Origin of the sequence: Pseudomonas sp. MOIL14HWK12:I1 (assembly GCF_000510705.1) — a bacterium.
In the GTDB taxonomy this organism is placed as follows: domain Bacteria; phylum Pseudomonadota; class Gammaproteobacteria; order Pseudomonadales; family Pseudomonadaceae; genus Chryseomonas; species Chryseomonas oryzihabitans.
On sequence record NZ_KI783307.1, the window covers coordinates 1,192,582 to 1,218,984 of the forward strand.

26 protein-coding genes and 1 other RNA gene are annotated in these 26,403 nt (G+C 68.6%); 9 read left to right on the plus strand and 18 right to left on the minus strand.

The annotated features are described in order from the left end of the window. Positions 1 to 5: 5 nt before the first annotated feature. The 5 genes from PSEK12I1_RS0115505 to PSEK12I1_RS0115525 are packed head-to-tail and all read right to left on the minus strand — an operon-like array spanning position 6 to position 5,274. Positions 6 to 1,070, minus strand: coding sequence for a 2,3-butanediol dehydrogenase (locus PSEK12I1_RS0115505; RefSeq protein ID WP_027602135.1), 1,065 nt, complete (start codon positions 1,068 to 1,070; stop codon positions 6 to 8). Positions 1,071 to 1,082: 12 nt separating this feature from the next. Then, positions 1,083 to 2,204 (minus strand): acetoin dehydrogenase dihydrolipoyllysine-residue acetyltransferase subunit, encoded by a 1,122-nt coding sequence (locus tag PSEK12I1_RS0115510; protein WP_027602136.1) that lies wholly within the window; start codon positions 2,202 to 2,204, stop codon positions 1,083 to 1,085. Continuing rightward, complete coding sequence (locus tag PSEK12I1_RS0115515) at positions 2,201 to 3,220, minus strand: alpha-ketoacid dehydrogenase subunit beta (protein WP_007158561.1); 1,020 nt, start codon at positions 3,218 to 3,220, stop codon at positions 2,201 to 2,203. Before PSEK12I1_RS0115515 ends, PSEK12I1_RS0115510 begins: the two co-directional genes overlap by 4 nt. Before the next feature lie 25 nt (positions 3,221 to 3,245). Further along, positions 3,246 to 4,223: a thiamine pyrophosphate-dependent dehydrogenase E1 component subunit alpha gene (locus tag PSEK12I1_RS0115520; protein WP_007158560.1), complete on the minus strand. Its 978-nt coding sequence runs from the start codon at positions 4,221 to 4,223 to the stop codon at positions 3,246 to 3,248. Between the two features lies 1 nt (position 4,224). Beyond that, positions 4,225 to 5,274 carry an ATP-NAD kinase family protein gene (locus tag PSEK12I1_RS0115525; RefSeq protein ID WP_027602137.1) on the minus strand — a complete coding sequence of 350 codons (1,050 nt, stop codon included), beginning with the start codon at positions 5,272 to 5,274 and terminating at the stop codon, positions 4,225 to 4,227. Positions 5,275 to 5,639: 365 nt separating this feature from the next. Between PSEK12I1_RS0115525 and PSEK12I1_RS0115530 the strand changes: the two genes are divergently transcribed. Together PSEK12I1_RS0115530 and PSEK12I1_RS0115535 are read left to right on the plus strand one after the other, a co-directional pair. After that, positions 5,640 to 7,523, plus strand: coding sequence for a sigma-54-dependent Fis family transcriptional regulator (locus tag PSEK12I1_RS0115530; protein ID WP_027602138.1), 1,884 nt, complete (start codon positions 5,640 to 5,642; stop codon positions 7,521 to 7,523). Positions 7,524 to 7,696: 173 nt separating this feature from the next. Continuing rightward, a complete protein-coding gene (locus PSEK12I1_RS0115535; protein ID WP_027602139.1) occupies positions 7,697 to 8,668 on the plus strand; it encodes an SDR family oxidoreductase in 972 nt (323 codons plus the stop codon). A 16-nt stretch (positions 8,669 to 8,684) separates the two neighbouring features. On the opposite strand, the gene PSEK12I1_RS0115540 is transcribed toward PSEK12I1_RS0115535, so the two are convergent. After that, the gene (locus tag PSEK12I1_RS0115540) at positions 8,685 to 9,137 is read right to left on the minus strand and encodes a hypothetical protein (RefSeq protein ID WP_027602140.1); all 453 of its coding nucleotides are present in this window, start codon (positions 9,135 to 9,137) and stop codon (positions 8,685 to 8,687) included. Positions 9,138 to 9,348: 211 nt separating this feature from the next. Here PSEK12I1_RS0115540 and PSEK12I1_RS0115550 point away from each other — a divergent pair, with 211 nt between their 5' ends. Beyond that, complete coding sequence (locus PSEK12I1_RS0115550) at positions 9,349 to 9,630, plus strand: hypothetical protein (RefSeq protein ID WP_027602142.1); 282 nt, start codon at positions 9,349 to 9,351, stop codon at positions 9,628 to 9,630. A 9-nt stretch (positions 9,631 to 9,639) separates the two neighbouring features. Here the strand turns inward: PSEK12I1_RS0115550 and PSEK12I1_RS0115555 are convergent, their stop codons facing one another. Genes PSEK12I1_RS0115555 through PSEK12I1_RS0115565 form a run of 3 tightly spaced genes read right to left on the minus strand, consistent with a single transcriptional unit; the run spans position 9,640 to position 12,614 of the window. After that, a complete protein-coding gene (locus tag PSEK12I1_RS0115555) occupies positions 9,640 to 9,954 on the minus strand; it encodes a hypothetical protein (protein WP_027599562.1) in 315 nt (104 codons plus the stop codon). Next, the gene (locus tag PSEK12I1_RS0115560) at positions 9,951 to 11,303 is read right to left on the minus strand and encodes an acyclic terpene utilization AtuA family protein (protein ID WP_027602143.1); all 1,353 of its coding nucleotides are present in this window, start codon (positions 11,301 to 11,303) and stop codon (positions 9,951 to 9,953) included. The genes PSEK12I1_RS0115555 and PSEK12I1_RS0115560 overlap by 4 nt, the downstream gene beginning before the upstream one ends. Next, positions 11,304 to 12,614, minus strand: coding sequence for a CitMHS family transporter (locus PSEK12I1_RS0115565; protein WP_027602144.1), 1,311 nt, complete (start codon positions 12,612 to 12,614; stop codon positions 11,304 to 11,306). It abuts the gene before it with no gap. A 128-nt stretch (positions 12,615 to 12,742) separates the two neighbouring features. Between PSEK12I1_RS0115565 and PSEK12I1_RS0115570 the strand changes: the two genes are divergently transcribed. Next, a complete protein-coding gene (locus tag PSEK12I1_RS0115570) occupies positions 12,743 to 13,624 on the plus strand; it encodes a LysR family transcriptional regulator (protein WP_027602145.1) in 882 nt (293 codons plus the stop codon). Here the strand turns inward: PSEK12I1_RS0115570 and PSEK12I1_RS0115575 are convergent. After that, positions 13,621 to 14,532: a LysR substrate-binding domain-containing protein gene (locus PSEK12I1_RS0115575; protein WP_027602146.1), complete on the minus strand. Its 912-nt coding sequence runs from the start codon at positions 14,530 to 14,532 to the stop codon at positions 13,621 to 13,623. The genes PSEK12I1_RS0115570 and PSEK12I1_RS0115575 overlap by 4 nt on opposite strands. 194 nt (positions 14,533 to 14,726) lie before the next feature. Between PSEK12I1_RS0115575 and PSEK12I1_RS0115580 the strand changes: the two genes are divergently transcribed. The 4 genes from PSEK12I1_RS0115580 (at position 14,727) to PSEK12I1_RS0115595 (ending at position 18,710) form a co-directional block, all read left to right on the plus strand. Beyond that, positions 14,727 to 15,476 carry an SDR family NAD(P)-dependent oxidoreductase gene (locus tag PSEK12I1_RS0115580; protein ID WP_027602147.1) on the plus strand — a complete coding sequence of 250 codons (750 nt, stop codon included), beginning with the start codon at positions 14,727 to 14,729 and terminating at the stop codon, positions 15,474 to 15,476. A gap of 77 nt (positions 15,477 to 15,553) precedes the next feature. Continuing rightward, the gene (locus PSEK12I1_RS0115585) at positions 15,554 to 16,852 is read left to right on the plus strand and encodes an MFS transporter (RefSeq protein WP_027602148.1); all 1,299 of its coding nucleotides are present in this window, start codon (positions 15,554 to 15,556) and stop codon (positions 16,850 to 16,852) included. A 14-nt stretch (positions 16,853 to 16,866) separates the two neighbouring features. Then, a complete protein-coding gene (locus PSEK12I1_RS0115590) occupies positions 16,867 to 17,715 on the plus strand; it encodes a transketolase (RefSeq protein ID WP_027602149.1) in 849 nt (282 codons plus the stop codon). Continuing rightward, positions 17,715 to 18,710 carry a transketolase family protein gene (locus tag PSEK12I1_RS0115595; RefSeq protein WP_027602150.1) on the plus strand — a complete coding sequence of 332 codons (996 nt, stop codon included), beginning with the start codon at positions 17,715 to 17,717 and terminating at the stop codon, positions 18,708 to 18,710. Before PSEK12I1_RS0115590 ends, PSEK12I1_RS0115595 begins: the two co-directional genes overlap by 1 nt. Before the next feature lie 54 nt (positions 18,711 to 18,764). On the opposite strand, the gene PSEK12I1_RS0115600 is transcribed toward PSEK12I1_RS0115595, so the two are convergent. The 3 genes from PSEK12I1_RS0115600 to PSEK12I1_RS0115610 form a co-directional block, all read right to left on the minus strand. Beyond that, positions 18,765 to 19,763 (minus strand): succinylglutamate desuccinylase/aspartoacylase family protein, encoded by a 999-nt coding sequence (locus PSEK12I1_RS0115600; protein WP_027602151.1) that lies wholly within the window; start codon positions 19,761 to 19,763, stop codon positions 18,765 to 18,767. A gap of 48 nt (positions 19,764 to 19,811) precedes the next feature. Next, complete coding sequence (locus tag PSEK12I1_RS0115605; protein WP_037007017.1) at positions 19,812 to 21,128, minus strand: MFS transporter; 1,317 nt, start codon at positions 21,126 to 21,128, stop codon at positions 19,812 to 19,814. Between the two features lie 188 nt (positions 21,129 to 21,316). Then, positions 21,317 to 22,216: a LysR family transcriptional regulator gene (locus PSEK12I1_RS0115610; RefSeq protein WP_027602153.1), complete on the minus strand. Its 900-nt coding sequence runs from the start codon at positions 22,214 to 22,216 to the stop codon at positions 21,317 to 21,319. A gap of 135 nt (positions 22,217 to 22,351) precedes the next feature. On the opposite strand from PSEK12I1_RS0115610, the gene PSEK12I1_RS0115615 reads away from it, so the two are divergent. After that, entirely contained in the window at positions 22,352 to 23,260 is a 909-nt protein-coding gene (locus tag PSEK12I1_RS0115615) for a LysR family transcriptional regulator (protein ID WP_027602154.1), read from the plus strand. Between the two features lie 3 nt (positions 23,261 to 23,263). On the opposite strand, the gene PSEK12I1_RS24420 is transcribed toward PSEK12I1_RS0115615, so the two are convergent. The 5 genes from PSEK12I1_RS24420 to PSEK12I1_RS0115635 all read right to left on the minus strand — a co-directional run bounded on the left by PSEK12I1_RS24420 (position 23,264) and on the right by PSEK12I1_RS0115635 (position 26,393). After that, a non-coding RNA gene (locus PSEK12I1_RS24420) (sX9 sRNA) lies at positions 23,264 to 23,355 on the minus strand. A gap of 61 nt (positions 23,356 to 23,416) precedes the next feature. Next, positions 23,417 to 24,181: a malonate transporter subunit MadM gene (madM, locus tag PSEK12I1_RS0115620; protein WP_027602155.1), complete on the minus strand. Its 765-nt coding sequence runs from the start codon at positions 24,179 to 24,181 to the stop codon at positions 23,417 to 23,419. Between the two features lies 1 nt (position 24,182). Then, positions 24,183 to 24,617 carry a malonate transporter subunit MadL gene (gene madL, locus PSEK12I1_RS0115625; protein ID WP_027599553.1) on the minus strand — a complete coding sequence of 145 codons (435 nt, stop codon included), beginning with the start codon at positions 24,615 to 24,617 and terminating at the stop codon, positions 24,183 to 24,185. A 223-nt stretch (positions 24,618 to 24,840) separates the two neighbouring features. Further along, positions 24,841 to 25,776, minus strand: coding sequence for a malonate decarboxylase subunit epsilon (gene mdcH, locus PSEK12I1_RS0115630; protein ID WP_027602156.1), 936 nt, complete (start codon positions 25,774 to 25,776; stop codon positions 24,841 to 24,843). After that, positions 25,773 to 26,393, minus strand: a complete 621-nt coding sequence (locus PSEK12I1_RS0115635) for a malonate decarboxylase holo-ACP synthase (RefSeq protein ID WP_027602157.1) — start codon at positions 26,391 to 26,393, stop codon at positions 25,773 to 25,775. Before PSEK12I1_RS0115635 ends, mdcH begins: the two co-directional genes overlap by 4 nt. Positions 26,394 to 26,403: the final 10 nt, after the last annotated feature.

The window sequence follows — 26,403 nt, forward strand, 5'->3', positions numbered from 1 at the left end:
AAGGCCTACAACTCGATCAGGATCTTCAACTGGGTCCCGGCCTTGTCCAGCAAGGCCTCGAAGCCCTGTTCCACCACGTCGTCCAGGGCGATATGGCGGGTCACCACCTTTTCCGCCGGCAGCTGGCCACTGGCGATCAGAGCCGCTACCTGGGGCCACATCAGCGTCGAGTAGCACCAGGAGCCGCGCAGGTCGACGTCCTTGTAGGTCAGGGTGAAGCCGTCCAGCGCTGGCGGCTTGCCCTGCATTCCCACCTGCACCACCACGCCCTGGCGGCGCACCGCTTCCAGGCACAGCCCCAGCGGGGCCTCGGCGCCGACGCATTCGAAGGCCACGTCCACTCCGACGCCACCGGCGGTGTGGGCGCGCACCTCGCGTAGCACATCGGTGCTGCCGGGATTGAGGGTGATGAGGCCGTCCACCAGGCGCCGGGCCATCTCCAGGCGGTTGTCGTTGAGATCCACCAGAAAGATTCGAGTGGCCCCGGCGGCGCGCGCGGCCATGACCTGCAACTGGCCGATGGGCCCGGCACCGGCCACCAGCACGCTGTCGCCGGGTTTCACCCCGCCCCTGTGGGTGGCGTAGACGGTGACCGCCGTGGGTTCGATCAGGGCCGCGTGCGCGGTGCTGAGGTCGTCCGGCATGGGGATGGCGTTGTAGTCCTCCACCAGGGAGTACTCGGCCATGCCGCCCCAGGGATGCGACAGGCCGATGATCGCCAGCTGTTCGCTGAGCTGGTACTGGCCGCGGCGGCCGTAGTAGTCGTCCCGCGGCGAAACCATGGGCTGGATGGAGACCCGGTCACCGGGTTTCACCGCGGTCACCTGGCTGCCCACGGCCTCCACCACGCCGGAATACTCGTGGCCGAGGATCTGCGGCACCTGGCCACCGGTGTAGCTGTGCGGCGCGGTGGGAATGAAGATGGGCCCGCCCAGGTACTCGTGCAGGTCGGTGCCGCAGATGCCGCAGAACTGGTTCCTGACCAGCACCTGGGTGGGGCCCGGCGCGCCGGGTGGCGGGACGTCTTCCACCCGGATGTCGCGGGCGGCATGGAAACGGGCTGCTTTCATGGCGAGGCTCCTCTAGCGTTCGCAACGGGGCAGAAAGGCCTGGATCAGGGCGTTGACCCGGTCGGCGGCTTCCATCTGCACCATATGGCCCTGGCCCTCCAGGATCTCGACCTGGACGGCCGCGGGCAGGCCATCGGCATGCTGGACCGGAACGATGGCGTCGGCCTTGCCCCAGATCAGCAGTGCGGGAATCTCGCCGCCCAGTAACTGGCGCAGCACCTGGGCCTGCTGGCCATTGGGGAAGAGGTTGCCCGCCAGCTGGTGCAGCGCCTGGTCCACGCCTTCCAGCCGCTTGTACTTCAGCAGATCCTCCAGCAACGGCCGGGTGACCAGTCCCGGATCGCTGAACAACAGGCTGACCGGGCCCTTGAGCTGGTTGCGGCTGGTGGCGGCGACGAAGCCTTCGAGGTAGTCACCGTTGATCTCCGCACCCAGCCCGGCACTGCCGATCAGCACCAGACCGGCGACTCGCTGGGGCGCCACCTGCGCCAGGTGCAGGGCCACGGCGCCCCCCATGGAGTGGCCGACCAGCACAGCGCGGGGAATGTCCAGATGGTCGAGCAGCGCCAGCACCGCGGCGCCCAGCTCGGCGAGGTCGCCCGTGGCCAGCGTCTTGCCGGACTGGCCATGGCCGGGCAGGTCCAGGGCGATCACCCGGCGCTCGGCGGCCAGGGCCTCGTGGTTGAACAGCCAGTTGTCCAGATCGCCGGAGAAGCCGTGGATCAGCATCACGGGCAAGCCACCTTCACCGCGCTCCAGATAGCGCAGCGGCCGGCCGTCGAGTTCGATGCGCCGGGCCTGGGGACCGGCCTCGGCGGCGTCTTCGCCACCGGGCACGAAGTCTTCCTCGAACCGTGCGATCACGGCGTCGATCTCTTCGTCGCTGGCCTCGCCTTCCACCACGATGGCCAGCAGGGCGCCCACCGCCAGGGTCTCGTCCTCGCGCGCCAGACAGCGGCGCAGGGTGCCGGAGAAGGGCGCCTCGACGCTGCTGCTGATCTTGTCGGTCTCGACGTCGAGCACCTCGTCGCCCTTGGCGATGGCGTCGCCTTCGGCCTTGAGCCAGGCGTTGACCCGGCCCTCGCTCATGGACAGGCCCCACTTGGGCATGGTCAGGGTATGGATCTGGCTCATGCGGCCTGCCTCCCTTGGGTGATCTTCAGCACGGCGCGCTCGATCTTGGCCGCGTCGGGGATATAGAGGTCTTCCAGGGCGTCGGAGAAGGGCACCGGGGTGTGCGGCGCGGTCACCAGCTGCACCGGGGCGCGCAGGTCGTCGAAGGCCTGTTCGGCGAGCAGGGCGGCGATGTCGGTCGCCACCGAGCAGCGCGGATTGGCTTCGTCGATGACCACCGCGCGACCGGTCTTTTCCACGCTTTCCAGGATGCTGTCCCTATCCAGCGGGCTGGTGGTGCGCAGGTCGAGCACCTCGCAGGACACCCCCTGGCGCGCCAGGTTGGCAGCGGCGTCCATGGCCAGGTGCACCATCCGGCCATAGGTGATGAGGCTGACGTCGTCGCCCTCGCGCAGGAAGCTGGCCTCGCCGAAGGGGATGGCATAGGACTCTTCCGGCACCTCGCCCTGCATGCCATAGAGCAGCTTGTGCTCGCAGAAGATCACCGGGTCGTTGTCGCGGATGGCCTGGATCAGCAGGCCCTTGGCGTCGTAGGGGGTGGCCGGGCAGACCACCTTGAGCCCGGGGATGTGCGTCCACCAGGAGGTGAGCATCTGCGAATGCTGGGCCGCGGCCCGCAGGCCCGCCCCGACCATGGTCCGCAGGACCAGCGGGGTGACCGCCTTGCCGCCGAACATGTAGCGGAATTTGGCCGCCTGGTTGAGGATCTGGTCCAGGCAGCAGCCGGCGAAGTCGACGAACATCAGTTCGCACACCGGCCGGGTGCCGCGGGCGGCGGCGCCCACCGCCGCGCCGACGTAGCCGATCTCCGACAGCGGGGTGTCCAGCACCCGCCCGGGAAACTTGTGGTAGAGCCCCTTGGTGACCCCGAGCACGCCGCCCCAGGCGTCCTGTTCGCCGGGTGCGCCGGCGCCGCCGGCGTTGTCCTCGCCCATGAGGAAGACGGTGGGATCGCGGCGCATCTCCTGTTCCAGGGCTTCGTTGATGGCTTGCTGGTAGCTGATCTTTCTGGCCATGGTGGCGCTCCTTGTTGTTTTCCGATCAGGCGTAGGTGACGTAGACGTCGGTGAGCAGGTCTTCCGGGCCAGGCTTGGGATCGGCCTTGGCCTTGCGCACGGCGTCCTCGATGAGCTGCTCCACCTCCTGGTCGATGCTGTCGAGCAGGGCGGGTTGCAGCTGGCCGGAGCGCGTCACCCGCTCGCGGAATTGCATGAGGCAATCGCGCTGCTCGCGGGCCTGCTTGACCTCGTTGGGATCGCGATAGGTCTGGGCGTCGCCCTCGAAGTGGCCGAAGTAGCGGGTGAACTTCACCTCTATCAGCGACGGGCCTTCGCCGGCCCGGGCGCGGGCCACGGCGGCCGCGGCGGCTTCATGGACGGCGAAGAAGTCGAAGCCGTCCACCGTCACCCCGGGCATGCCGAAGCCGGCCGCACGGTCGGCGATGTGGTCGCAGGCCACCGACCAGTTCGAGGCGGTGGCCTCGGCATAGCCGTTGTTCTCGGCGACGAAGATGCAGGGGAGATTCCATACCGAGGCCAGGTTCATGGCCTCGAACACCGCGCCCTCGTTGGAGCCGCCATCACCGAAGAAGGCCACGGCCACGGCGTCGCTGCCCTTGAGCTTGGCCGCCAGGGCGGCGCCGGCGGCCAGGGGCGCGCCGGCGCCGACGATGCCATTGGCGCCGAGCATGCCCTTTTCCAGATCGGCGATGTGCATGGAGCCGCCCTTGCCCTGGCAGACCCCGGTCTTCTTGCCGTAGATCTCGGCCATCATGCCGTAGACGTCCACGCCCTTGGCGATGCAGTGGCCATGGCCACGGTGGGTGGAGGCGATGCTGTCCTCGTGGCCCAGGTGCGCCATGACGCCGGCGGCCGAGGCTTCCTCACCGGCATAGAGGTGGACGAAGCCGGGAATCTCGCCGGTGGCGAATTCCACGTGCAGCCGCTCCTCGAAGGCGCGGATGGTGCGCATCACCCGGTAGGCATGGCTCAGGTTTTCGACGCTTGGGGTCTCGCTCATCTTATTGTTCTCCAGGATTGCCGAGGGCCGACGTGGGCCGGCGGCGGACCAGCAGGCGCTGCTGCGCCGCCAGTTCCAGCACCCGCTCCACGTCGATGCTCAGGGGGCCGTCGAGGTCCAGCGTCACCTGCGGACGCGCCTCGGGGCCGAATTCGATTTCCCGCTCGCCGTCCAGCGCCAGGGTGCCGGCGGCCAGCGACAGGGTGCGTGGCTCGCCTGGCAGCAGCAGGCCGCTGGCGGCGATCCCGGCCTGGGCCAGCACGCCGGGGGCGAGGGGGATGGTCAGTTGCGCCGGCGCCTCGGGCTCCAGCCGCACCCAGCCGCCATGGGGAGCGCTGCGGGCGACCGGATGCCAGAGACCGCATAGGGCCGACAGGCCGATGGCCCAGGGTTCGGCAAAGGTGGTGAAGACCTCGGCCAGATCCTCCACCCGGGTCACCGCCCGGGCGCCGAGATAGGCCTGGCGACAGACCGCCACGTCCACCAGCGCCCAGTCACGGATGCCGCGCTCCGGCACCTCCACCCGTAGCCGCTTGTTGCGCCGCAGCGCCAGCGCCGGATCGACCCGACCACTCGCCACCAGGCCGCCGGCCAGGCCCGCGCTGGTGGCCTCGCGCAATTCGGGAAAGGCGTTGTTGGTGCCGGTGGACAGGGTCAAGAGCGGCAGGTCGCCCACCTCGGCGGCCACCGCCTTGTGGGTGCCGTCGCCGCCGAGCACGGCGATCACCGCCGCGCCCTGGGCCAGCAACAGCCGCGCGGCGCGGCGGGTGTCGTCCACGGTCTGGGTCAGCGGCAGATTGAGAAACACCAGCTCCGGCCAGCGCTGCTCGCGGGCCTGGCGACTGCCGCTGGCCTTGAGCACCGCGGCGGCGATACCGATCATGTCCGGCGGCAGCAGCACCCGCTCCACCCCGGTGGCACCAAAGGCGGCCAAGAGGCGCATCACCACCCCGGCCTTGTCGGTGCTGGAGGTCAGGGCGGCGTTACCGGTCAGGCGGCGCAGGTCGCGCCCCGAGGCGGGGTTGGGCAGGATGCCGACGGTTATGGGCATGGCTGACTCCCGAGGCCTGGACCATCGGTCAGGGCAGCCGTGCGGCGATGCCGGGGTGCGCTCATGGGTCTGGCCCTCTTGTCGTTGTCTTGGGAGCGTCGCAGAGCCCTGAGCAAGGCGGGTGCCAGGTCGCTATAGTTTCGCTACAGGCCAGGCTGGATGCGGCTTTGCGGGGGGATGGCCAGGTCCGGCGGGATGGGCGCGTCGCGCTGGGGCGTCTCAGGGCTGCGACGGCAGGGCGAGACGCTGAGACGATTCGTCTCAGGCCGCGGCGGACTTGAAGGCCGGGGCCAGGGGGCGCTAAATGAAGGGCAGAACAATGACCGGCCTTCCATGCCATGACCGGAATTCAGGGAGAGACGCCCATGTTGTCTACCCAGGCCCGCTATCACGCCCGCGCCATCGACCAGGCCCTGCGTGCGCCCTTGCGCTCGGCCAGTCCGCCCGTGCGCATCCTCGATTCCTGGCGTCGTTCCTTCGAGCAGTATCAACTCGACCCGGGCAGCCTGCGCGGCCCGCGCATCCTCTCGCGCTACGAATTGCGCCAGCACCAGCAGGCGGCGGAAGACTTCCTGCGCGTCGCCGATGGCGAGCTGGGCGCCCTGCATGCGCGGGTCGAGTCGGCCGACTACTGCGTGCTGCTGGCCGACGCCCAGGGCCATACCCTGGATTACCGGGTCAGCGATCGGCTGGACGACGAATGCCGCCGCGCCGGGCTCTACCTGGGCACCTGCTGGTCCGAGCAGGAGGAGGGCACCTGCGGGGTCGCCGCGGTGCTCACCGACCGGGCGCCGGTGACGGTGCACAAGGCCGATCACTTCCGCGTGGCCTTTACCGGCCTGACCTGCACCGCCGCGCCGGTGGTCGCGCCGAGCGGCGAGTTGCTCGGGGTACTGGACGTCTCGGCGCCGCGTTCGCCAGACGACCGCCGCAGCCAGCTGCTGATCCAGCAGTTCACCCGCGACAGCGCCCAGCGCATCGAGAATGCCTACTTCATGCACAGCGCCCGGGGTGACTGGGTGCTCTGCGGCCATGCCCAGGCCAGCTATCTCGACACCCAGCCGGAATTGCTGCTGGCCTGGGATCAGAGCGGACGCCTGACCGGTCTGAATCGCCCGGCCCGGCAACTCTGCCTCGCTCAGCTGGGCTATCTGCCGCAGCGCCTGGACGAGCTCTTCGGTCGCGATGCACCGGCGCGGTTGCAGGAGGACCATGGCGAACCCCTGCGGCTGGGCGAAGCACATTTCCACGCCCGGGTACGGGCGCCGCGTCAGCGTCTTGGGATGGTGATCCCGCTGGTTCGCGAGCCGCGTGCGGCGGACCCCGAGGAGGAGCCCCGGGTCAGCCAGGCGCTCGCGACCGCCCTGCGGCTCTATCGCCATGGCCTGCCGATCCTGGTGACCGGCGAGACCGGCACCGGCAAGGAGGTCTTTGCCCGCGGCCTGCACCAGGGTGGCGATCGTGCCGGGCGACCCTTCGTCGCCCTCAATTGCGCGGCGCTGCCGGAAAGCCTGATCGAGAGCGAATTGTTCGGCCATGCCGCGGGGGCCTTTACCGGCGCCCAGCGCCAGGGTCGCGATGGTCTGATCGTGGCAGCCGATGGCGGCACCCTGTTTCTCGACGAGATCGGCGACATGCCCCTGGCGCTGCAGACCCGGCTGCTGCGGGTGCTAGCCGAAGGCGAGGTGCTGCCGGTGGGCAGCGCCCAGCCGCGGCGAGTGGATGTGCGGCTGGTCTGCGCCACCCACCGCGACCTCCAGGCGCAGGTCGCCGCCGGGCTGTTTCGCGAAGACCTGCTCTATCGCCTCAATGGCGCCGTCTTCCAGCTGCCACCGCTGCGCGCGCGTGCCGATCGCCTGGCGCTGGCGCGGCGGCTGCTCGAAGAGGAATGCGGCGAGCGTCCGGCGCCGGAGCTGGCGCCCCAGGTGCAGGAGGCCATCCTGGCCCATGACTGGCCGGGCAATGTGCGCGAATTGCGCAACGTGCTGCGCTACGCCTGTGCCCTGTGCGACGGCGCCCTCATCACCCTCGATCACCTGCCGGCCAGTCTGCGGCCCGGCGGCGCGCCGGCCATCGAGCCGCCACCCGAGATCGACAGCCCCGAGCGGCGGGCGATCCTGGCGGCCCTTGTCCGCCATCGCTGGAAGGCGATTCCGACCGCCCGGGCGCTGGGGATGTCCCGGGCCACCCTCTACCGGCGGCTCAAGTTGCACGGCATCGCGATGCCGCATCGCCAGTCCGAGGACTGAGGCGTTCCGCCGAACGGTCATGGCCAGCAGGGGCTGCCCTGGCACGGTGGTTACCGCAGACAACCGAAACGGCGGGCGCCGGCATCGCTGGCCCCGGTCGTCTCGCTGCGGGACGTCAGCGCGGTCGCCCAGGAGTCACACCTCAGACACAGACCCTGAGGAAGCCCCCCCTGATGCGTACCCTGCCGCTGTTGCTTGCCCTGCCTGCCGCCCTGGCTCTGCTGAATCGCACCTCGTCCCGGCGTTCGCCGCAGATCGATCACCAGCAGCTGAATGGCCGGACTATCGTTGTCACTGGCGCCTCCAGTGGCGTCGGCCGCGGCGTGGCCCTGGCGCTCGCCCGGCACGGTGCCAACCTGGTGCTGGCGGCGCGGCGCAGCGAGGCGCTGGAAGCCCTGGCGGTCGAGGTCCAGGCCCTCGGCGTGGCCGCCCTGGCAGTGCCCACTGACGTGGCCGACGTGGCGCAGATGACCGCCCTGGCCGAGCAGGCCGAGCAGCGCTTCGGCCGCATCGACGGCTGGATCAACAATGCCGGCGTGGTGGCGGTGGGGCGTTTCGAAGAGGTGCCCCTGGAAGACCACCTGCGCCTGCTGGATACCAATGTGAAGGGTGTGGCGATAGGTACCCACCTGGCCCTGCAGCGTTTCCGCCGCCAGGGCTACGGCCGGCTGGTCAACGTGGCCTCGGTGGACGGCGAGATTCCCCACGCCTACCAGGCGTCCTATTCGGCATCCAAGGCTGCGGTGCTCAGTCTCGGTCGGGTGCTGCAGCAGGAATTGCGCCGTGGACGCCAGCCGAACATCCAGTTGTCGACGGTGCTGCCTTGGGCGCTGGATACGCCGATCTGGGGCCATGCCGCCACCTACACCGGCCACCGCGCCGACCTGCCCACCAAGGATTCGCCGGACAAGGCGGTGCAGGCCATCGTCGGCGCGCTGCTGCAGCCACAAAAGGAAATCACCGTGGGCTACAAGGCCAAGCTGGCCTACTGGGGGCATCGCCTGGCGCCGGAGCTCAACGAGCGCTTCACCGCGGCCGCGGTCCAGCGCGCCGAGATCGACTGGAATCCGGCCAAGGCCGCCACCTCGGGCAATCTGCAGCAGCCCGATCAGGCGGGACGGACGATCCGGGGTTCGAATTTTTAAGGCGTGGACGTCCTGGCTAGTGCCAGGACGCGCTATCTGGCCCGGTACGCGCTTTGGGACCGGTGATGGTCAGCGAGCGTAGCGCGCCAGGGTAGAGGGCGGTCTGGAGTGTCTGGGCCAGGATAGCCTGGGTGCAGAGCAGGGCGGTCGGAGCAGCGCCTTGCAGGCGGGTGGCGAGCTCCGGCCCACACAGGATGGCTGCCGGATCGAGCTCCAGGCAGGGCAACAGGGGCAACCCCTCCGCCAGCATGACCTGACTGTGAGCCTGCAAGTCGGCGATTGGCGGCTCACCGGCGGTGACCAGCAGGATTCGTCGATGCCCGAGCGCGATCAGCCGCTGGGTGGCCAGCGCGATGCGCTGGCCGTGCGCCTCGGCGGAGCGGCAGTGGCCTGAGTCGGTAGTGAGCGCGAGCCGCTGCGATGGCACGGCGAAAGGATCGAGCGGGCGGATGGCGGGACGAGTATCCATGGATGGGCATCTGCCACGGCGTGGTGGTCAAGAGGTCCAGCGTGCCGGTAGTGGATGGCAGCTTCATGACAGCCTCGCATCCGTTTACGCCCCCGTGCCCGAGTGAACGGAGGGCATTTCCCGTCAGCGGACAGGCCCCGAATAGAGACCTTGCGTTCTTCACCGAGGCGGCTAGCCTGAACAGGGTGACGTTCCTCCGGGAGCCCTGCTGATGGACAGGTTGCATGAACGCTTGGCCCAACTCGATCCGCCCGTGCGCCACGAGCTGGAGCGGCGCAGCGACGGCTTGCTGATCACCCTCATCGAGGCCGATCACAATGTGCGGGTGTCGCGCCTGCTGAAGGCGGACGACATGCGTGAGTTGGAGCAGGTCAATCTGATCCTGCTGCACGCCATCAACGAACTCAGACGCAAGGGTGCCCAGGTACCCCTCGACAAGGACACCGTTCTGCTGACGCGGCTGCCCTGCGCGGGGGTCGGTACTCCGGGTTGAGCGGCGTCTCTAGTCCTCCAGCTCCAGATCCAGCAGCGCCGCACCCAGGCCCTTGCCGTGGGCGTCCAGCGCCAGCGAGCGGGTGACGCCGCCGCGCAGGGCACCGGGCAGCACGAAGTTCAGCGCGCCCAGGGCCGGCAATTCGTAGCGGCGCACCGGCGCGGCATCGGCCGGGCGACTGTCGGCGAACCAGGCGGCGACGCGTTCCGCGGTAAGCGCCTGGCGCAGGCGGTCGAAGTCTTCGCGGCGATAGGCGATCACCGCCATGTTCGAAATGTCCCCCTTGTCGCCGGTACGGACGTGGGCGATCTCGCGCAATTTCATGGCAGCGTCTCCAGCTCCAGGGTAGGGGTGACGGCCGCACGCGGCCACAGCAGCGAGGCCACGGCGATGACCTCGCGGACCGCCTTGGTGGCGCCGCCGCCGCCGGCCGGACCATTGGTGTAAAGGGTTTCCACCTCGTTGCCGATCTGCACCGCCGCCGCCCGGCTGGCGCAACGGCCGACGACGCGCAGGCGCACCTCCCAGGGTTCGCCGCTGGCCCGGGCCGCTAAGGTGGCGCCGTGCAAGGCGTCGCAGCCGATCAGTTCGCAGCGCAGCTCTTCCACCGGTACCCCACAGAGTTGCAGGCGTTCGCGCACCACGTCAGCCGCCAGCCTGGCCCGGCCCACGGCGCCCGGGCCGGCGTAGGAGATCTGGCCTTCGCCATGCCAGCCGTCGCGATAGCCCACCGAGACCTTGAGCTGTTCCGGGCGCGGCTTGCCCCGGGCCCCGCTGACCGCGACCCGGTCGGGTGCGGACTGCTCCAGGGCGACGCCGGAAAAGTCGGCGGTCACGTCCGGCGTCAGGTAGGCCGCCGGGTCGTGGACCTCATAAAGCAATTGTTCGGTGCAGGTCGCCGGGGTCACGCAGCCGCCGGAGCCGGCGACCTTGGTCAGGGTCGCCTGGCCGTCGGCGTCCACCTCGGCCAGGGGAAAGCCCAGACGGGCGAGGTCGGGGACGTCCTTGTAGCCGGGATCGGCGAAGTAGCCGCCGGTGACCTGGCCGGCGCATTCCAGCAGATGGCCGACCAGGGTCCCGCGTCCGCGACGCTCCCAGTCATCTGCCGCCCAGCCGAATTCATGCACCAGCGGCGCCAGGAACAGCGAGGGATCGGCCACCCGCCCGGTGATGATGACATCGGCGTCCGCCTGCAGGGCCTGGACGATGCCTTCCACGCCCAGGTAGGCGTTGGCCGAGATCAATCGGTCGCCCAGTTCGGCCAGGGTCTGGCCGTTGTCCAGCCGGGCGTCGGCGGGCAACTGGGCCAGCACGTCGTCGCCGGCCACGGCGGCGATCTTCAGACCGGTTACGCCCAGCTCCCGCGCCAGGGCCGCGACCTTGCGCGCCGCGGCGGAGGGATGGGCGGCGCCCATGTTGGTGACTACCCGCAGGCGCGGCCGTCCGGCCTTATTCAGCAGCGGCAGGATACGGCGCATCCTGGCTTCCAGCAGCGGATCGAAACCGGCCTCGGGATCGGCCAGCCGCGCCTGTTGCGCCAGGGCGATGGTGCGTTCGGCCAGGCATTCGAAGACCAGGTAGTCGAGCCGGCCATGCTCGGCCAGTTCCACGGCGGGTTCGATGCGATCGCCGGAATAGCCGGCGCCGCAGCCGATGCGAAGAAGACGGCTCATCTAGAAGACTCCCAGGAGCAGGGCGGTCAGGGTCATCAGCACCGAGGCCGCGAACAGGAAGGGGATGGTGAAGCGCTGGTGATCGGCCAGGTCCAGCTTGCACAGGCCCACCAGCAGGAAGGTCGCCGGGGTCAGGGGGCTGACCGGGAAACCGGTGGTGTGCACCCCGAGCAGCGAGGCCTGGGCCACCTGCACCGGATCGACGCCCAGGTTGCGGCCGACCTCCGCAATCACCGGCATGACGCCGAAGTAGAAGGAATCCGGATCGAACAGCAGGCTCAGCGGCATGGACAGGAAACCCACCACCGCCGGGATCAGCTGGCCATGTCCGGCGGGGATGCCGGCCACCGCCACCTGGGCCATGGCCTTGAGCATGCCGCTGCCCTGCATGATGCCGGTGAAGACCCCGGCGGCGAAGAGGATGCTGGCCATGGTCAGGGCGGTCTTGGCATGGGCGTCGATGCGCGCCTTCTGGGCGTCCACCGAGGGGTAGTTCAGGCACAGCGCGGCCACGGTGCCAAGCATGAACATCACCACTGGATCGACCCAGCCGGCGATCATCACGCCCATCACCACCAGGGTCAGCAGCAGGTTGATCCAGAAGCGCTGCGGGCGACGCAGGGCACGCTCGGCCTCGCTGAGCACCCGCTCCGGCGCGGCACCGGCGCCACCGCCGGCCAGCCACGGCGCCTGGCCGGCCAGGGTCAGGCGCTTCTCCTCGCGCCGCCCGAGCCACCAGGCGCTGGCGAAGACGAAGGCCAGGCCCACCAGCTGCACCGGGATCAGCGGCTGGAACAGATCGGCCACCGGCACGTGCAGGGCGGCCGACGAGCGCAGCACCGGCCCGGTCCAGGGCAGGAAGTTGACCCCGGCGGCCATGGCCGCCACGCAGGCGAGGATGCGCCGGTCCAGTCCCAGGCGGGTATAGAGCGGCAGCATGGCGGGAATGGTCACCAGGAAGGTCACCGCACCGGAGCCGTCCAGGTGCACCAGCAGGGCGAGCAGGGCGCTGCCGCAGACGATGCGCGTCGGCCGGGTGCCGACGGTGCGCAGGATGCGGTCGATGATGGGATCGAGCATCCCGGCGTCGGTCATGATGCCGAAGAACAGGATGGCGAAGACGAACATGCCGATCACCGGGGCGACACCCTTGATGCCGGCGATGATGAAGGCGCTGGTGCCCAGGCCGAAGCCACCGATCAGGGCCGCGGCGATGGGGATGACGATCAGGGCGACCAGGGGCGAGACGCGTTTGCTCATGACCGCAACGAGCAACGCGAGAATGGTGACGACACCGAGCAGGGCGAGCATGGCGGACTCCTTGGACCGTGGCGCGGCAGGCGGGCGCACGGGAGGTTTTGTTGTTGTGGGTCCAGTATTCGAAGACGTCCGATGTCCTGTAAATTGGAATCTTCCGAAGCAGCGTTCAGAAAAACAAAATGAAGAATCTGCTCCAGCATGTGCAGGCCTTTCTCGCCGTGGCCCGCCAGGGCTCCTTCGCCCGGGCGGCGGAGGAGTTGCACCTGTCACCCCCGGCGCTCACCGTGCAGATCCAGCAACTCGAAGCCTGGCTGGAGGTGCAACTGCTGGAGCGCACCCCGCGGCGGGTCCAGTTGACCACCGCCGGGGAAGAATTGCGCGGCCCCCTGGAGCGCATCCTGGTGGACCTGGGCGATGTCCAGACCCACGCCCGGGACCTGGCCGGCCTGCGCCGCGGACGGATCACCCTGGCGGCCTTGCCGTCCTTTTTCATGGGCCCCTTTCCCGAGTTGCTGAAAACCTTCCAGGCGCGTCATCCGGCCATCGAGGTCCGCCTGCAGGACGTGGTGGCCGGCCGGGTCGAGGCGCTGGTCAGGGAAGGGCAGGTGGACCTGGGCATCGGCGTCCGCCCACGGGCCGTAGGCCTGGACTTCCAGCCGCTGTACGTCGATCACCTGCAGCTGTTCGTCCCCCGCGACCATCCCTGGGCAGGCCGCACCGAAATCACCCTGGCCGAACTCGACGCCGTGCCCCTGCTGCTTACCGGGCGCGACAGCAGCGTGCGCGAATGCCTGGACTTCGCCTTCGCCGCCGCCGGCCTGCGCCTGGTGGCGGCCCTGGAGGCCAACTACATGAGCACCCTGCTAGCCCTGGTGGCGGCCGGGCAGGGCCTGGCCCTGCTGCCGGAATCGGCGGGTGGCGAGGCCCCGGTGGTGGCCCTGCCGGTCCGCGGCGAGAGCCTGGCCCGGCCGCTGGGCATCCTGACCCCCACCGGGCGCAGCCTGACCCCGGCGGCCCAGGCCTTCGTCGCCTTGCTCAGGGAGCGGCTGCAGGTGCTCTAGTACTCGAAGGGCTGGCCCAGTTCCTGTTGCAGCCAGTCCAGAAAGCGCCGCACCCGGGCGTAGCGCGAGTGCGCCCGGGGAAACACCAGATGGTGAGCGGCCACCGGCAGGTCGTCATCCTGAGGCAGCACCCGCACCAGATCACCGCGGGCCAGATAGTCCGCTGCCAGCACCGTGCTCTCCAGGGCGAAGCCCAGGCCATGGCGGGCGGCTTCCAGGGTCATGTAGGAGCGATCGAAACTCAGGGTGTAGGGGCGTTCCGGCAGCGCCAGGCCCTGCTGGGCGAACCAGTTGGGCCACTTCATCAGGGTGGCCTCGGACAGGATCAGCTCGCTGTGCAGCAGATCCGCCGGCGACTGGATCGGACGTTTTTCCAGCAACTGCGGTGCGGCCAGGACCGCCAGGCGTTCGCGCTGCAGGGTGCGGATCTCCAGGTTCGGCCAGCTGGGCAGGCCGTGGCGGATGTCGATGTCGACCTTGTCGCGGCTGAAATGCAGGGATTCGTAGGAGCAGGAGAGATTGATCTGCAGGTCGGGATGGCTCTGGCGGAACTGTTCCAGCCGTGGCATCAGCCAGAGCAGGCCGAAGCTCGGCGCCGAGTGCAGGCGCAGGCATTCCAGGCCGGCATCGCTGGCGGCGCGATCCGTGGCCATGGCCAGCCGATGCAGCACCTCGCTGACGTCTTCGAGGTATTGCTCCCCGGCCGGGGTCAGCGTCATGCCGCGCGCGCCGCGGACGAAGAGGGCGCGCCCCACCAGGGCTTCGAGCTTGGCCAGCTGATGGCTGACCGCCGAGGGCGTCAGCGCCAGTTGCTCGGCCGCGCGGGCGACGTTGGCGAAGCGGGCGGTCTGCTCGAAGGCTTGAAGGGCTTTCAGGGGTGGCAGGGAAAGCGTCTTGCCGGAATCCATGAGTCGCGGGTCCTGTGGCCAGTTCGAGGTCGATTCTCAAGTGGTAAGACCCGACTGCCAAGCCGCAGGCATGAATTTTATTCAGCACGGTCTGACGCAGGCTGCGTTGCTGGGGCCCTGGGGCGAGGGCACTCTGGCCCTCAGCGACAGCCCTCCACAACAACAAGAAGGATAGCGTCATGCCCCTGCATTCCCTGCTGCTGCAAGACAAGATCGCCCTCGTCACCGGCGCCGCCTCCGCCCGCGGTATTGGCCGCGCCACCGTTCAGGCCTTTGCCGCCCAGGGCGCGCGGGTCATCATCCTCGACCTCGATGCCAGCGCCGCGCGGAATGCCGCTGCCAGCCTCGGCGAAGGTCACCTGGGCCTGGCGGCCAACGTGGCCGACGAGGCCCAGGTCAGGGCCGCGGTCGACCAGGCGCTCGCCCACTACGGTCGCCTCGACGTGCTGGTCAACAACGCCGGTATCACCCAGCCGGTGAAGACCCTGGAGATCGGCCGCGCCGACTACGACCGTATCCTCGACGTCAACCTGCGCGGCACCCTGCTGATGTCCCAGGCGGTGATCCCGGCCATGCGCGAGCAGGGTGGTGGCAGCATCGTCTGCCTGTCCTCGGTGTCCGCCCAGCGTGGTGGTGGCATCTTCGGCGGTCCGCACTACAGCGCCGCCAAGGCCGGGGTGCTGGGCCTGACCAGGGCCATGGCGCGGGAATTCGGACCGGACGGCATCCGCGTGAATGCCCTGACCCCCGGCCTGATCCAGACCGATATCACCGGCGGGCTGATGCACGACGAGCGCCGCCAGTCGATCATCGACGGCATCCCCCTGGGTCGCCTCGGTGAGCCCAGGGACGTTGCCAATGCCGCGCTGTTCCTGGCCAGCGATCTCTCCGGCTACCTGACCGGCGTCACCCTGGACGTCAACGGCGGCATGCTGATCCACTGATCGCCCCCTCGTTTTCAACGCTCTGCATCGACAAGGGCGCCACGTCTGCGGCGTCCATAACAACAAGAGATCAGACCATGACTACGCTCACCCTGGCAGCGGCCACCTCAGCGCGCGCCAACGCCTATCGCAAGACCGCCTGGCGGCTGATGCCCTTCCTGATGCTGTGCTACTTCTGCGCCTATCTGGACCGAGTCAACGTCGGCTTCGCCAAGCTGCAGATGATGAACGACCTGGCCCTGAGCGAAGCCGTCTACGGCCTCGGCGCCGGCATGTTCTTCCTCGGCTATTTTCTCTGCGAGGTGCCCAGCAACATCATCCTGCACAAGGTCGGCGCCCGCCGCTGGATCGCCCGCATCATGATCACCTGGGGCATCCTTTCCGGGATGTTCGCCTTCGTCGAGACGGCCTGGCAGTTCTACCTGCTGCGCTTCCTACTCGGCGTAGCCGAGGCCGGCCTGGCGCCGGGCCTGCTGCTCTATCTCACCTACTGGTTTCCTTCCTACCGCCGCGCCCGCATGACGGTGCTCTGGTTCGTCGCCATTCCGCTGTCGGGCATGATCGGCGGACCGCTGTCGGGCTGGATCATGAATCAGTTCGCCGGGGTCCACGGCTGGGCTGGCTGGCAGTGGATGTTCGTCATCGAAGCCATCCCCACGGTGGTGGTGGGGCTGATGGTGCTCGGCTATCTCAAGGACGGCGTGCACCAGGCGACCTGGCTGGACGACGAGGAAAAGGCGCTGATCCAGAAGGAACTGGCCGAGGACAACCAGCACAAGACCGAGCACGCCAGCGTGCGCGACTTCATCCGTGATCGCCGGCTGTGGCTGCTGGCCGCCATCTACTTCTGCGTGGTCATGGGCCAGTACGCCATCACCTTCTGGCTGCCGACCCTGGTGCGCAATTCGGGGGTCGCCGATCCGCTGCATATCGGCCTGCTCACCAGCCTGCCCTATATGTGCGCCATCGTCGCCATGCTGCTGGCCGGGCGCAGCGGCGACCGGCACCGCGAGCGCCGCTGGCACCTGGTGATTCCCATGCTGCTGGGCGCCTGCGGCCTCAGCCTCGCGGCGGCGTTCGGCCACAACGTCACCCTGTCGATCCTCAGCCTGTGCCTGGCCGCGGCCGGCATCCTCTCCGCATCCTCGCTGTTCTGGATGCTGCCCACCACGCTGCTGGGCGGGGTCACCGCCGCCGCCGGCATCGCCGCGGTGAACAGCTTCGCCAACCTGGCCGGCTTCTGCTCGCCCTACCTGATCGGCTGGATCACCACCAGCACCGGTTCCAGTGCCATCGGCATGTTCCTCATCACCGGGGTGCTGGTGATCGGCGCCACGCTGGTCCTGCGCATTCCCGCCGCCCTGGTCAATCGCTAATCGAGGTACAGATCATGACCGCTTCTTCGCCACAACCCACAACGCTCTCGTTGGCCGAGCGCGCCCACAACATCCGCCGCCATGCCCTGCGCATGGGCCAGATCCAGGGCCAGGGTTATGTCGGCCAGGCCCTGGGCGTCGCCGACGTCCTGGCGGTCGCCTACTTCCATGCTCTGAGCTACCAGCCGCAGGCGCCCGAATGGGAAGGGCGCGATCGCTTCTACCTGTCCATCGGCCACTACGCCATCGCCCTCTATGCCGCGCTGATCGAGGCCGGGATCGTGCCGCAGGAAGAACTGGAGACCTATGGCTGCGACGACAGCCGCCTGCCCATGTCGGGCATGGCCGCCTACACCCCCGGCATGGAGATCACCGGCGGTTCCCTCGGCCAGGGCCTGGGCATCGCCGTGGGCGCCTGCCTCGGCCTCAAGCGCAAGCAGTCGAAATCCTTCGTCTACAACCTGCTGTCCGATGGCGAACTCAACGAAGGCGCCACCTGGGAAGCGGCCATGTCGGCTTCCCACTGGCAACTGGACAATCTCATCGCCCTGGTGGACGTGAACAACCAGCAGGCCGACGGCCACTGCCGCGAGATCCTCGCCTTCGAGCCCCTCGCCGAGCGCTGGCAGGCCTTCGGCTGGTTCGTCCAGCGCGTCGACGGCAACGACCGCGGGGCGCTGGTCGCCGCCTTCGACCGGGCTCGCCAGCACCCGGGCGCGCAGCCCCGGATCATTCTCTGCGATACCCGCATGGGCAAGGGCGTGCCCTTCCTGGAAACCCGCGACAAGACTCACTTCATCCGCGTCGAGGCGCACGAATGGGCCCTGGCCCTCGACGCCCTGGATGCCGGGAGGGACTTCTGATGACTACCACCGCCACCAAGCCACGCCTGACCACCTCGGCGATGATCGCCAGCATCGCCGCCGAGGGCCAGCCCACGCGACCGGCTCCCTTCGGTCATGCCCTGGCGGCCCTGGCCGAACAGCGCCAGGACATCGTCGGCCTCACCGCCGACCTCGCCAAGTACACCGACCTGCACATCTTCGCCAAGGCCCATCCCGAGCGCTTCTACCAGATGGGCATGGCCGAGCAGCTGCTGATGAGCGCCGCCGCCGGTATGGCCCGCGAAGGCTGCGTGCCCTTCGCCACCACCTATGCGGTGTTCGCCTCGCGACGCGCCTACGACTTCATCTGCATGGCCATCGCCGAGGAGAATCTCAACGTCAAGATCGTCTGCGGCCTGCCCGGGCTGACCACCGGCTACGGCCCCAGCCACCAGGCCACCGACGACCTGGCGATCTTTCGCGCCATGCCCAACCTCATGGTGATCGACCCCTGCGATGCCCTGGAGATCGAGCAGGCGGTGCCGGCCATCGCCGCCCACCAGGGGCCGGTCTATATGCGCCTGCTGCGCGGCAACGTGCCCCTGGTGCTGGATCGCTACGACTACCGCTTCCAGCTCGGCAAGGCCCAGGTGGTGCGCCCCGGACGCGACGTGCTGGTGGTGTCCACCGGCCTGATGACCATGCGCGCCCTGGAGGCCGCCGAGGCCCTGGCCGCGGATGGCGTGGACGTCTCGGTGCTGCACGTACCGACCATCAAGCCACTGGACGAAGCCACCCTCCTGGCGGAAGCCCGCAAGTCGGGGCGGCTGGTGGTGGCGGCGGAGAACCATTCGCTGATCGGTGGCCTGGGCGAGGCCGTCGCGACCACCCTGTTGCGCAACGGCGTGACGCCCACCTTCCGCCAGATCGCGCTGCCCGACGCCTTCCTCGACGCCGGGGCGCTGCCGACCTTGCACGACCGCTACGGCATCTCCACCACGGCGGTCTGCCAGCAGATCAAGGGTTGGTTGTAGGGAGTAGGGCTGCGGACCGCACTCGGCGGCGCCGCAGTCCAGCGCCCCACTACGTCAACGGGGCACTTCGTCTTCACCCAGCTCCCGCGCCAGGCGCACGACGGTGACGCCGCTACCCAGGTGGCGGATCGAGGGCTGGATCAGCACGCAATTCGGATAGGGAGTGCGGATCTCGCGCTCGCCATCGGTGGCGATCAGGGTACCTGCTTCGGGGATGGTTTCCAGACCCTTGAAGTCCTGGGTAAAACGAAAGTCCAGGGTGTCGGCGACGATCGCTTCGGTCACCCGCAGAAAACGCTGGCGCGTTGGCTTGGCTACCTGCAGCAGGTCGGCCACCGCGGCTTCTTCCACCACCTCCGCCAGCAGCAGGAAGCGGGCGACACAGTCGAGGGCGATCTGCCGGCTCACGGCCAGCACGTGTTGGCCGGTTTCGATCAACAGGGCGTTCTTCTGGCTGTTGGGTTGGCCGAAGCCACCAAAGTCGCGCAGCCGCCGGCCGTTCTGGTGGCCTTCGTCGGCGATGACGAATTCCGGAGTGCCCAGCTGGGCAGCCAGGCGCAGCCCCTTTTCCAACGGACCAGTCATCATCAACGGTGCGGAATGCTCGTGCATGGAGTGGATGTCCAGCAGCCAGTCCACCTCGTCGATCAACGGACGCAACTGCTGTGCACGGGCCAGATCGGCCGTCGTTGCCGGCCCCTGGAGCCGCTGAGGCAGCCAGACGCGATTCATGTCCTCTTCCAGGTAGCGGGTGGCGTCTATGTCGTCCGGGTCGAAGGCTTGGTAAGCGGCCACGTTGCCAAAGGCCAGGGTCAGCTTGCCCCGGCTTGGCCGGATACCACGACGCAGCAGCTCATCCACGGCAATGGCGCCGCTGACCTCGTTGCCATGGGTCAGGGCCATGATGGCGACGTGGGGACCTTCGATGCCGCTGTCGAAACTGTGCACATAATCGATGCCGGTATTGCCGGTCTTCCAGCGCTCGATGTCGGGGAATTCGACCTCGATGGGATAGCGGGGCAGACCGGCACGGATCTGGGCGAGGGTGGTCATGGCAGACTCCTAAGGGTAGGCAGACCGGGGCCGCGCCCCGGTGGGGGATCAAACCGGGGTATGGCGACGGGTGCGGGTCAGCGCCAGGATGGAGATCAGACTCAGGGCAGCGGTGCCCATCACGTAATAGCTGGGCGCCAGGTTGTCGCCGCTGCTGTTGATCATCCAGGTCACCACCAGCGGGGCGAAGCCGCCGAATGCCGTGACCGAAAAGTTGTAGCTGAGTGACAGTCCTGAGCCGCGGGTACGGGTGGGGAAGGCGTCGGAGAGCATGGCCGGGATGGGACCCAAGGACGCGGCGATCAGGACGCCCACCAGTGCCTGCACCAATAGCAGGGTAGTGATGGAAGGCAGGGCATTGAGCAGCAGAAACAACGGATAGGAAGAAAGCCCTACCAGCGTCATGGCGATGCCCAGTACCCGCAGCCGGCCGAAGCGGTCGGAGAGGATGCCGAACACCGGCGACATGAGCATGATGGCGAGGCCGGTGATGAAGGCACCGAGGAAGGAGGAGGTGGCGGCGATGTGCAGCTGCTTCATGGCATAGGTGGGCATGTACAGCTTGTGCACGTAATTGAAGGCGGTGGCGCCGGACACCACGCCGATGCACAGCAGCAGTACGGCCCAGTCGGCCTTGAGCAGATCCCGTACCGGGGTCGGCTCCGGGCCCTCGCGGCGGGCCAACGCCTTGAATTCCGGGGTCTCGTCCATCTGCCGACGAATGTACAGGCCGATGGGACCGATCAGCAGACCGATGCCGAAGGCAAGTCGCCAGCCCCAGTCATCCAGTTGCGCCGGACTGAGCACATAGCTCAGGGCCGCCGCGACGCCAGCGGCGAACACCGTGGCCAGGCCCTGGGTGGAGAGTTGCCAGCTGGCGAAGAAGCCGCGGCGACCTTCGGTGGCGTTCTCGGCCATGAAGGCTGTGCAGGCACCGAATTCGCCGCCGCTGGAGAAGCCCTGCAGCATCCGTGCGACGATTACGATCAGCGGAGCCAGCAGGCCGATCTGGCCATAGGTGGGCACGCAGGTCATCAACAGGGTGCCGATCATCATCAGGGCGATGGACAGCGTCAGCGAGGCCTTGCGGCCACGACGGTCGGTGTAGGAGCCCAGCACTACGGCGCCTAGCGGCCGCATGATGAAGGAGATGGCGAAGGTGGCCACGCTCAGGAGCAGCGACGTGGTTTCGTTCTCGGCTGGAAAGAACTGTCGGCTGATGATCACGGCGAAATAGCCGTAGATCAGCAGGTCATAGAATTCCAGGGCATTGCCGATGCCGGCCGCGCAGATTTCCTTCCAGGAGCCACGCCGGGCCGCTGTGGCGGCCTCGGCGCTGGCAAGGGTCGATATGGAGTGCGACATGACCGGGTTCCCCTTGGTGGAGCGCCGCCAGGGGTGGCAGCGCCTTCACGATTGAGGCTTTACCTTGGGTCAATCCCAGGCACCGGCTCAATTGCCGTTTCGGCACAGGCCTGGGCCGACCAGGCACAGGTGCTCAGGGCCGTGCTTGTCCCTTTGGGTTCAGGTGCTGATTATTTTGTCGTGCACCGCTATGGGGCGCTCGTCGCAAGGGTTCGCCAGATATGCTCGAGGCGTTCATCGTGCGGACCGCGCAAGCGATGCAGGCAGATATCGAAGGTGGCGATCAGCCCCGTCGATCCCGCCAACACCAGACTGCCCTGGGTCAGGGACTCGCGCACCACCATGCGGGGCAGCCAGGCCAGGCCGTGTCCACGGCGCGCCATCTGGTGGATGGCCGGATAGGAATCGGCCTGGTAGATCATGCGCATGGCCAGCTTACTCGGCAGCCGGGAGAGGTGCCGAGCCAGTACGCCGCGCAGTGCCAGCGACGGCGCGAAGGCCAGCCAAGGCACCGCAGCGGCGCCGTCTTCCAGTCGATAGCGCGGTTGTCCGTCCCCATCCGGTACGCAGACCGGCAGCAGCTCGTCCTGACCGATGACCAGGGTTTCGAAACGTGCAGGGTCCAGCAACCGCTCGGTGAGCGGACTGCTGAAGATCAGCATCAGGTCGGCATCGCCTGCGGCCAGCCGACCGATGGCTTCCTGGGCGCCACTGGTGATGAGCGAGACGGGAAACTCGCCGAACCGTACGCTCAAGCTGTCGTACCACTCCGGAAAAAAGTCGCTGGCCAGGGTCCGGCCAGTGGCGATACGGATCGGCTGTTCGCGCTGCAGGGCGGCACCCTGAAACAGCGAGCGGCATTCGCTCAATCGGTCGACGACCTCCCGTGCCGTTTCCAGCAACAGCAGACCTTCAGGGGTCAGGCTGATGGGCTGCTGGCGACGGATGAGGGGCGCCCCACACCAGTCTTCCAGGGCGCGGATGCGCCGACCGAAGGCTGGATGAGTGACAAAGCGATTTTCCGCCGCGCGCGACAGGCTGCGGGTGCGCGCGAGTTCGATGAAGTCTTCCAGCCATTCCAGTTGCATAGATCTCAGACCCGGGACGATGCCAGGGCAGGGTACGGGGTGAGGGCGGTCACGGCCAGTCCGGGCCGCAGCCCTCGACGCCGCCCGCCCATCCGGGCAAGGTGATCAACTGTCTCTCACCGCCCGCTGGCCGCCATGTCCGATACCGATGACCTCACCCTGCGCAAGCTGGAGATCTTTCTGGCCTTCATGCGCAGTCGCAACCTGGCGCGGGCCGCCGCCGAGCTGGGAACCAGCCATGTCAGCGTGCACCGCGCCATCCACTCGCTGGAGAACGCCCTGCGCTGTCCGCTGTTCAAGCACGAGGGGCGTACCCTGACGCCGCTGGACGGCGCCTTCGTGCTGGAGGCGCGGGCCGAGCGACTGATGCAGGACCTGGCGGAGACGGTGCGGCTGACCCGGCAGGCGGCGGGCTTTTCGGCCGATCGCTTTCGCCTGGGGGCGCTCTATTCGCTGACGGTCAAGACCGTGCCCCAGCTGATCATGGGCCTCAAGCTCAGGCGCAGCGAACTCAACATCGACCTGGTGCTGGGTTCCAACGCCGATCTCGCCGAGCAGCTACGCGACTTCAAGCTGGACGCCATGCTGGTGGCCCTGGACGACGCCGTGGTGGATGCCGATTGCGAGAGCGTCGAGCTGTTCAGCGACGACATCTTCCTGGCCGCGCCCAGCGACTCGCCCTTCGCCGACCAGGCCGAGGTGGACCTGCGCGATCTCGCCGGGGTGCCCTTCGTGACCCTGACCCAGGGCTTCGCCACCTTTCGCGACGGCCGCCAGGTGTTCGCCCAGGCCGGCTTCGAGCCGGAGGTGATCATGCAGGTCAACGACATCTTCTCGCTGATGAGCATGGTCAGCTCCGGGGTGGGCTACGCCCTGCTGCCCGGGCGGGTCGAGGCGGTCTACCAGAACCGCCTCAAGCTGCTGCCCCTGGCCCCGCGCTACCGGCTGCAGCAGCGCATCGGCGCGGTCTTCCTGCGCAGCCGCGAGCGCGATCCCAATCTGCTGGCCTTCGTCGCCGAATGCCGGATGTACGCGCGTTCTTAGAGCGGCTAGTAAAGCGTAGCGAGCGGCTGTCAGGCGGGTGCGCGCGGTGCGCAGGAAGCGGACCGGGCTCGCGCACGAGTGTACGAGCGGTACATGAGGATTCCGAGCACTGCACGCGCCCGTCTGGCGGACGCGCAGCAGGTTTACCAGTTGCTCTTAGCCCACCAGCGCCCGCACGCAGAAAAACAGCAGCGACGGCCCCAACAGGCAGCCCAGACCCGTGTGGAAGGTGGCGGTGAGGGCGCCATAGGGCACCAGGCGGCGGTCGGTGGCGGCGAGCCCCGCGGTGACGCCGCTGACGGTGCCGGCCAGACCGCCGAAGACCATCGCCGAGCGCGGGTTGTCCAGCGCCAGCAGCCGCGCCGACGCGGGCGTCGCCACCATGACGATGATCGCCTTGATCAGGCCGGTGGCGATGGACAGCGCCATGACGTCGGAGCTGGCGCCCAGGGCGGCGCCGGTCACCGGGCCGACGATGTAGGTCACCGCGCCCGCGCCTATGGTGGTCATGCTCACCGCGTCGCGGTAGCCGAAGGCCCAGGCCACGGCGGCGCCGACGATGAAGGGCAGCACGGTGCCGAGGAGCAGGGCCACGGCGCCGATCATTCCGGCCTTGCGCGCCTCGGTGGCCTGGACCTCGAAGGCGGTGGCGACGATGGCGAAGTCGCGCAGCATGGCGCCGCCCATCAGGCCGATACCGGAAAACAGCGCGAGGTCGGCCAGGCCCTTCTGGCCGCCGGTGACGGTCCCGCCGACCCAGGCCAGTACCAGGCCGATGACGATGGCGATGGCCGAGCCGTGCACCCGGCCAAAGGTCAGCCGGCGCGAAAGGATCACCGAGATCCACATGATCAGGCCGATCAGCGCGAAGGCGGCAACCAGGCCGTTGTGTTGCAGGGCTTTGGTGACGATGTCGTTCATCCTAGCGACCTCCGACCGGTGCGGCATGAGTGACCGCTGGCGCGGGGGCCACGGCGGCGTCCGGCAGTGGCGGTAGCGGTTCGCCGCGATGGCTGCGGCTGATCAGGGCGATGGTCAAGCCGCAGATCCCCACGGCGCCCACGGCGGCCAGCACCGCCACCGGTCCGCCGTGCAGGGCGGTGACCACGTTCTGCTGGGCCGCCATGGCCACCACCACCGGGATATACAGCGCGCCCCAGAAGCCGACGCCGAATTCGCATTCCTTGCTCATGCCGCCATGCCGCTCCATGTAGAGCCGGGCGCAGATCAGCAGGAGCATGGCGATGCCCACCCCGCCGACATTGGACTTGACCCCGAGCAGGACGCCCAGGAAGTCGCCGATGATGACGCCTGCAAGCATGCAGACGGCCAGGAGCGCTACACCGTAGATGATCATTGTTGTTGTCCTCGGTTGTGCTTGGGGTGGGGTGAAGCCTGGGGCAGCGCTCCCGCTCTTGCCCCCTCTCCCTGAGGGAGAGGGCTGGGGTGAGGGCAGCCGCCCTGTCTGAAGGTCTCCGTTGTTCCTGTAGGTTGGGTGTAAGCCTGGCACGGCTCCCGCTCTTACCCCCTCTCCCTCTGGGAGAGGGCCGGGGTGAGGGCGGCCGACTCGTGCGAAAAGCTCAGTCCAGTCGCGCCGCCTCCTCGCGCCGCAGCGCGTCCAGGGTGTCGGGGTGGGTATCCTGCCAGGCCAGAACACCGCTGGCGGGCAGCACGCGCCTGGCCAGTTGGGTGAGCACACTGCCCGGCGCCAGCTCGATGGCGAGGCGCACGCCGCGCTCGCGGGCGGCTTCCAGGGTGGCGTGCCATTCGATGGGCCGCGCCATGTTGAAGGCCAGGTCGTCGCGCAGCTGTTCGGCGCGCACCAGCCGCCGTGCCGAGGTACCGCTCAGATAGGCCAGGCGCGGCGCGCGCAGCTCGACGCCGGCGAAGGCCTGGGCAAGAGTTTTGGCAGCCTCCGCCAGCAGCGGGCAATGGGACGGCACGCTCATGGCCAGGCGCTTGGCCGCCGCCGCGCCCTGGGCGCGCGCCGCCTCGGCCAGCGTGGCCAGGCCCGCGTCGCTCCCCGCCACCACGTATTGCTGCTCGGCATTGGCGTTGGCCAGGTACAGCGGCGCGTCAGGACGCTGGTGGTCAGAGACCAGCTTCTCGACCGCACCGCGCCCCAGGCCAAGGATCGCCAGCATGCCGTAGCCGGACGGGTAGGCCGCCTGCATCAATTCACCGCGGCGGGCCACCAGGCGCAGGGCATCGGCGAAGCCCAGGGCCTCGGACACCACCGCGGCGGCATAGGCACCGATGGACAGCCCGGCCACCAGTTGCGGCGCCGGGCCGCGGCTCAAGAGCAGGCGCGCCGTGGCGACGCCGGCGATCAGCAGGCAGAGCTGCACGGCGCGGGTGTGTTCCAGGGCCTGGGCAGAGTCCAGGCTCAGGGGGTCGGTGTCCAGCACCTCGGCGGCTTCCGCCAGCGTCCGCCGGATCTCGGCGTCGTCGGGCAGAGCGTGCAGCATGTCGGGCCGCTGGGCGCCCTGGCCGGGAAACTGGAAGAGGGTACTCATGCGGCATGCGCCTCCGGCCAGGGATCGCCTACCAGATGGGGACCGGCGGCGGTCTTGAGCAGCACGCGTGGGGCGTTTCCGGCCCAATCGGCCAGGGCCACGCCGCCGAGCGGAGTTTCCAGCAGGATGTCCAGACGACAAAGCGCTTGCCCCTGCAGGGACGTCAGCAAGGCCCGGGCCTGGTCGCGCGACAGCGGGGTTGCGCAGCGGATCAGCAGATCCAGATCGCTCCCGGCGTGCAGCGCCGGCCAGCCTGAGGCCAATTCATAACCCGCGGCGCCGGTGGGTCCCCAGGACAGCCCCAGGTCATCCAATAGCGGTTCGATAAAGGCCAGGGTCGAGAAGACGGGCAGGTCACGGCAATCCGTGGAGACTCTCAGGGCCTCGGGTGAGATCTGGCGTCTCACGGCAGAAGGCTCCAGTAAGGCCGCCAGCCGTTCGGCGCGGGTGGTGCCGCGCAGGCCGACCGGAATGCGGTCAGCCTCGGGTGCAGCCCGCCGGACCACCACCGGCAGGCCGGCCTGGACAACCTCTACCGCCCAGGCCGGGGCTTCCGGCGGGAGGCCATCCGGCGTCAGGCCCCAGAGCAGGTCGTGGGGTCTGTATTGGGCTCCCATCGACCGGCCG

Bases quoted from the DNA above. Each gene is read 5' to 3' on its own strand.
- PSEK12I1_RS0115505 (WP_027602135.1), bottom strand. From the start codon at position 1,070: ATGAAAGCAGCCCGTTTCCATGCCGCCCGCGACATCCGGGTGGAAGAC.
- PSEK12I1_RS0115510 (WP_027602136.1), bottom strand. From the start codon at position 2,204: ATGAGCCAGATCCATACCCTGACCATGCCCAAGTGGGGCCTGTCCATG.
- PSEK12I1_RS0115515 (WP_007158561.1), bottom strand. From the start codon at position 3,220: ATGGCCAGAAAGATCAGCTACCAGCAAGCCATCAACGAAGCCCTGGAA.
- PSEK12I1_RS0115520 (WP_007158560.1), bottom strand. From the start codon at position 4,223: ATGAGCGAGACCCCAAGCGTCGAAAACCTGAGCCATGCCTACCGGGTG.
- PSEK12I1_RS0115525 (WP_027602137.1), bottom strand. From the start codon at position 5,274: ATGCCCATAACCGTCGGCATCCTGCCCAACCCCGCCTCGGGGCGCGAC.
- PSEK12I1_RS0115530 (WP_027602138.1), top strand. From the start codon at position 5,640: ATGTTGTCTACCCAGGCCCGCTATCACGCCCGCGCCATCGACCAGGCC.
- PSEK12I1_RS0115535 (WP_027602139.1), top strand. From the start codon at position 7,697: ATGCGTACCCTGCCGCTGTTGCTTGCCCTGCCTGCCGCCCTGGCTCTG.
- PSEK12I1_RS0115540 (WP_027602140.1), bottom strand. From the start codon at position 9,137: ATGGATACTCGTCCCGCCATCCGCCCGCTCGATCCTTTCGCCGTGCCA.
- PSEK12I1_RS0115550 (WP_027602142.1), top strand. From the start codon at position 9,349: ATGGACAGGTTGCATGAACGCTTGGCCCAACTCGATCCGCCCGTGCGC.
- PSEK12I1_RS0115555 (WP_027599562.1), bottom strand. From the start codon at position 9,954: ATGAAATTGCGCGAGATCGCCCACGTCCGTACCGGCGACAAGGGGGAC.
- PSEK12I1_RS0115560 (WP_027602143.1), bottom strand. From the start codon at position 11,303: ATGAGCCGTCTTCTTCGCATCGGCTGCGGCGCCGGCTATTCCGGCGAT.
- PSEK12I1_RS0115565 (WP_027602144.1), bottom strand. From the start codon at position 12,614: ATGCTCGCCCTGCTCGGTGTCGTCACCATTCTCGCGTTGCTCGTTGCG.
- PSEK12I1_RS0115570 (WP_027602145.1), top strand. From the start codon at position 12,743: ATGAAGAATCTGCTCCAGCATGTGCAGGCCTTTCTCGCCGTGGCCCGC.
- PSEK12I1_RS0115575 (WP_027602146.1), bottom strand. From the start codon at position 14,532: ATGGATTCCGGCAAGACGCTTTCCCTGCCACCCCTGAAAGCCCTTCAA.
- PSEK12I1_RS0115585 (WP_027602148.1), top strand. From the start codon at position 15,554: ATGACTACGCTCACCCTGGCAGCGGCCACCTCAGCGCGCGCCAACGCC.
- PSEK12I1_RS0115590 (WP_027602149.1), top strand. From the start codon at position 16,867: ATGACCGCTTCTTCGCCACAACCCACAACGCTCTCGTTGGCCGAGCGC.
- PSEK12I1_RS0115595 (WP_027602150.1), top strand. From the start codon at position 17,715: ATGACTACCACCGCCACCAAGCCACGCCTGACCACCTCGGCGATGATC.
- PSEK12I1_RS0115600 (WP_027602151.1), bottom strand. From the start codon at position 19,763: ATGACCACCCTCGCCCAGATCCGTGCCGGTCTGCCCCGCTATCCCATC.
- PSEK12I1_RS0115605 (WP_037007017.1), bottom strand. From the start codon at position 21,128: ATGTCGCACTCCATATCGACCCTTGCCAGCGCCGAGGCCGCCACAGCG.
- PSEK12I1_RS0115610 (WP_027602153.1), bottom strand. From the start codon at position 22,216: ATGCAACTGGAATGGCTGGAAGACTTCATCGAACTCGCGCGCACCCGC.
- PSEK12I1_RS0115615 (WP_027602154.1), top strand. From the start codon at position 22,352: ATGTCCGATACCGATGACCTCACCCTGCGCAAGCTGGAGATCTTTCTG.
- madM (WP_027602155.1), bottom strand. From the start codon at position 24,181: ATGAACGACATCGTCACCAAAGCCCTGCAACACAACGGCCTGGTTGCC.
- madL (WP_027599553.1), bottom strand. From the start codon at position 24,617: ATGATCATCTACGGTGTAGCGCTCCTGGCCGTCTGCATGCTTGCAGGC.
- mdcH (WP_027602156.1), bottom strand. From the start codon at position 25,776: ATGAGTACCCTCTTCCAGTTTCCCGGCCAGGGCGCCCAGCGGCCCGAC.
- PSEK12I1_RS0115635 (WP_027602157.1), bottom strand. From the start codon at position 26,393: ATGGGAGCCCAATACAGACCCCACGACCTGCTCTGGGGCCTGACGCCG.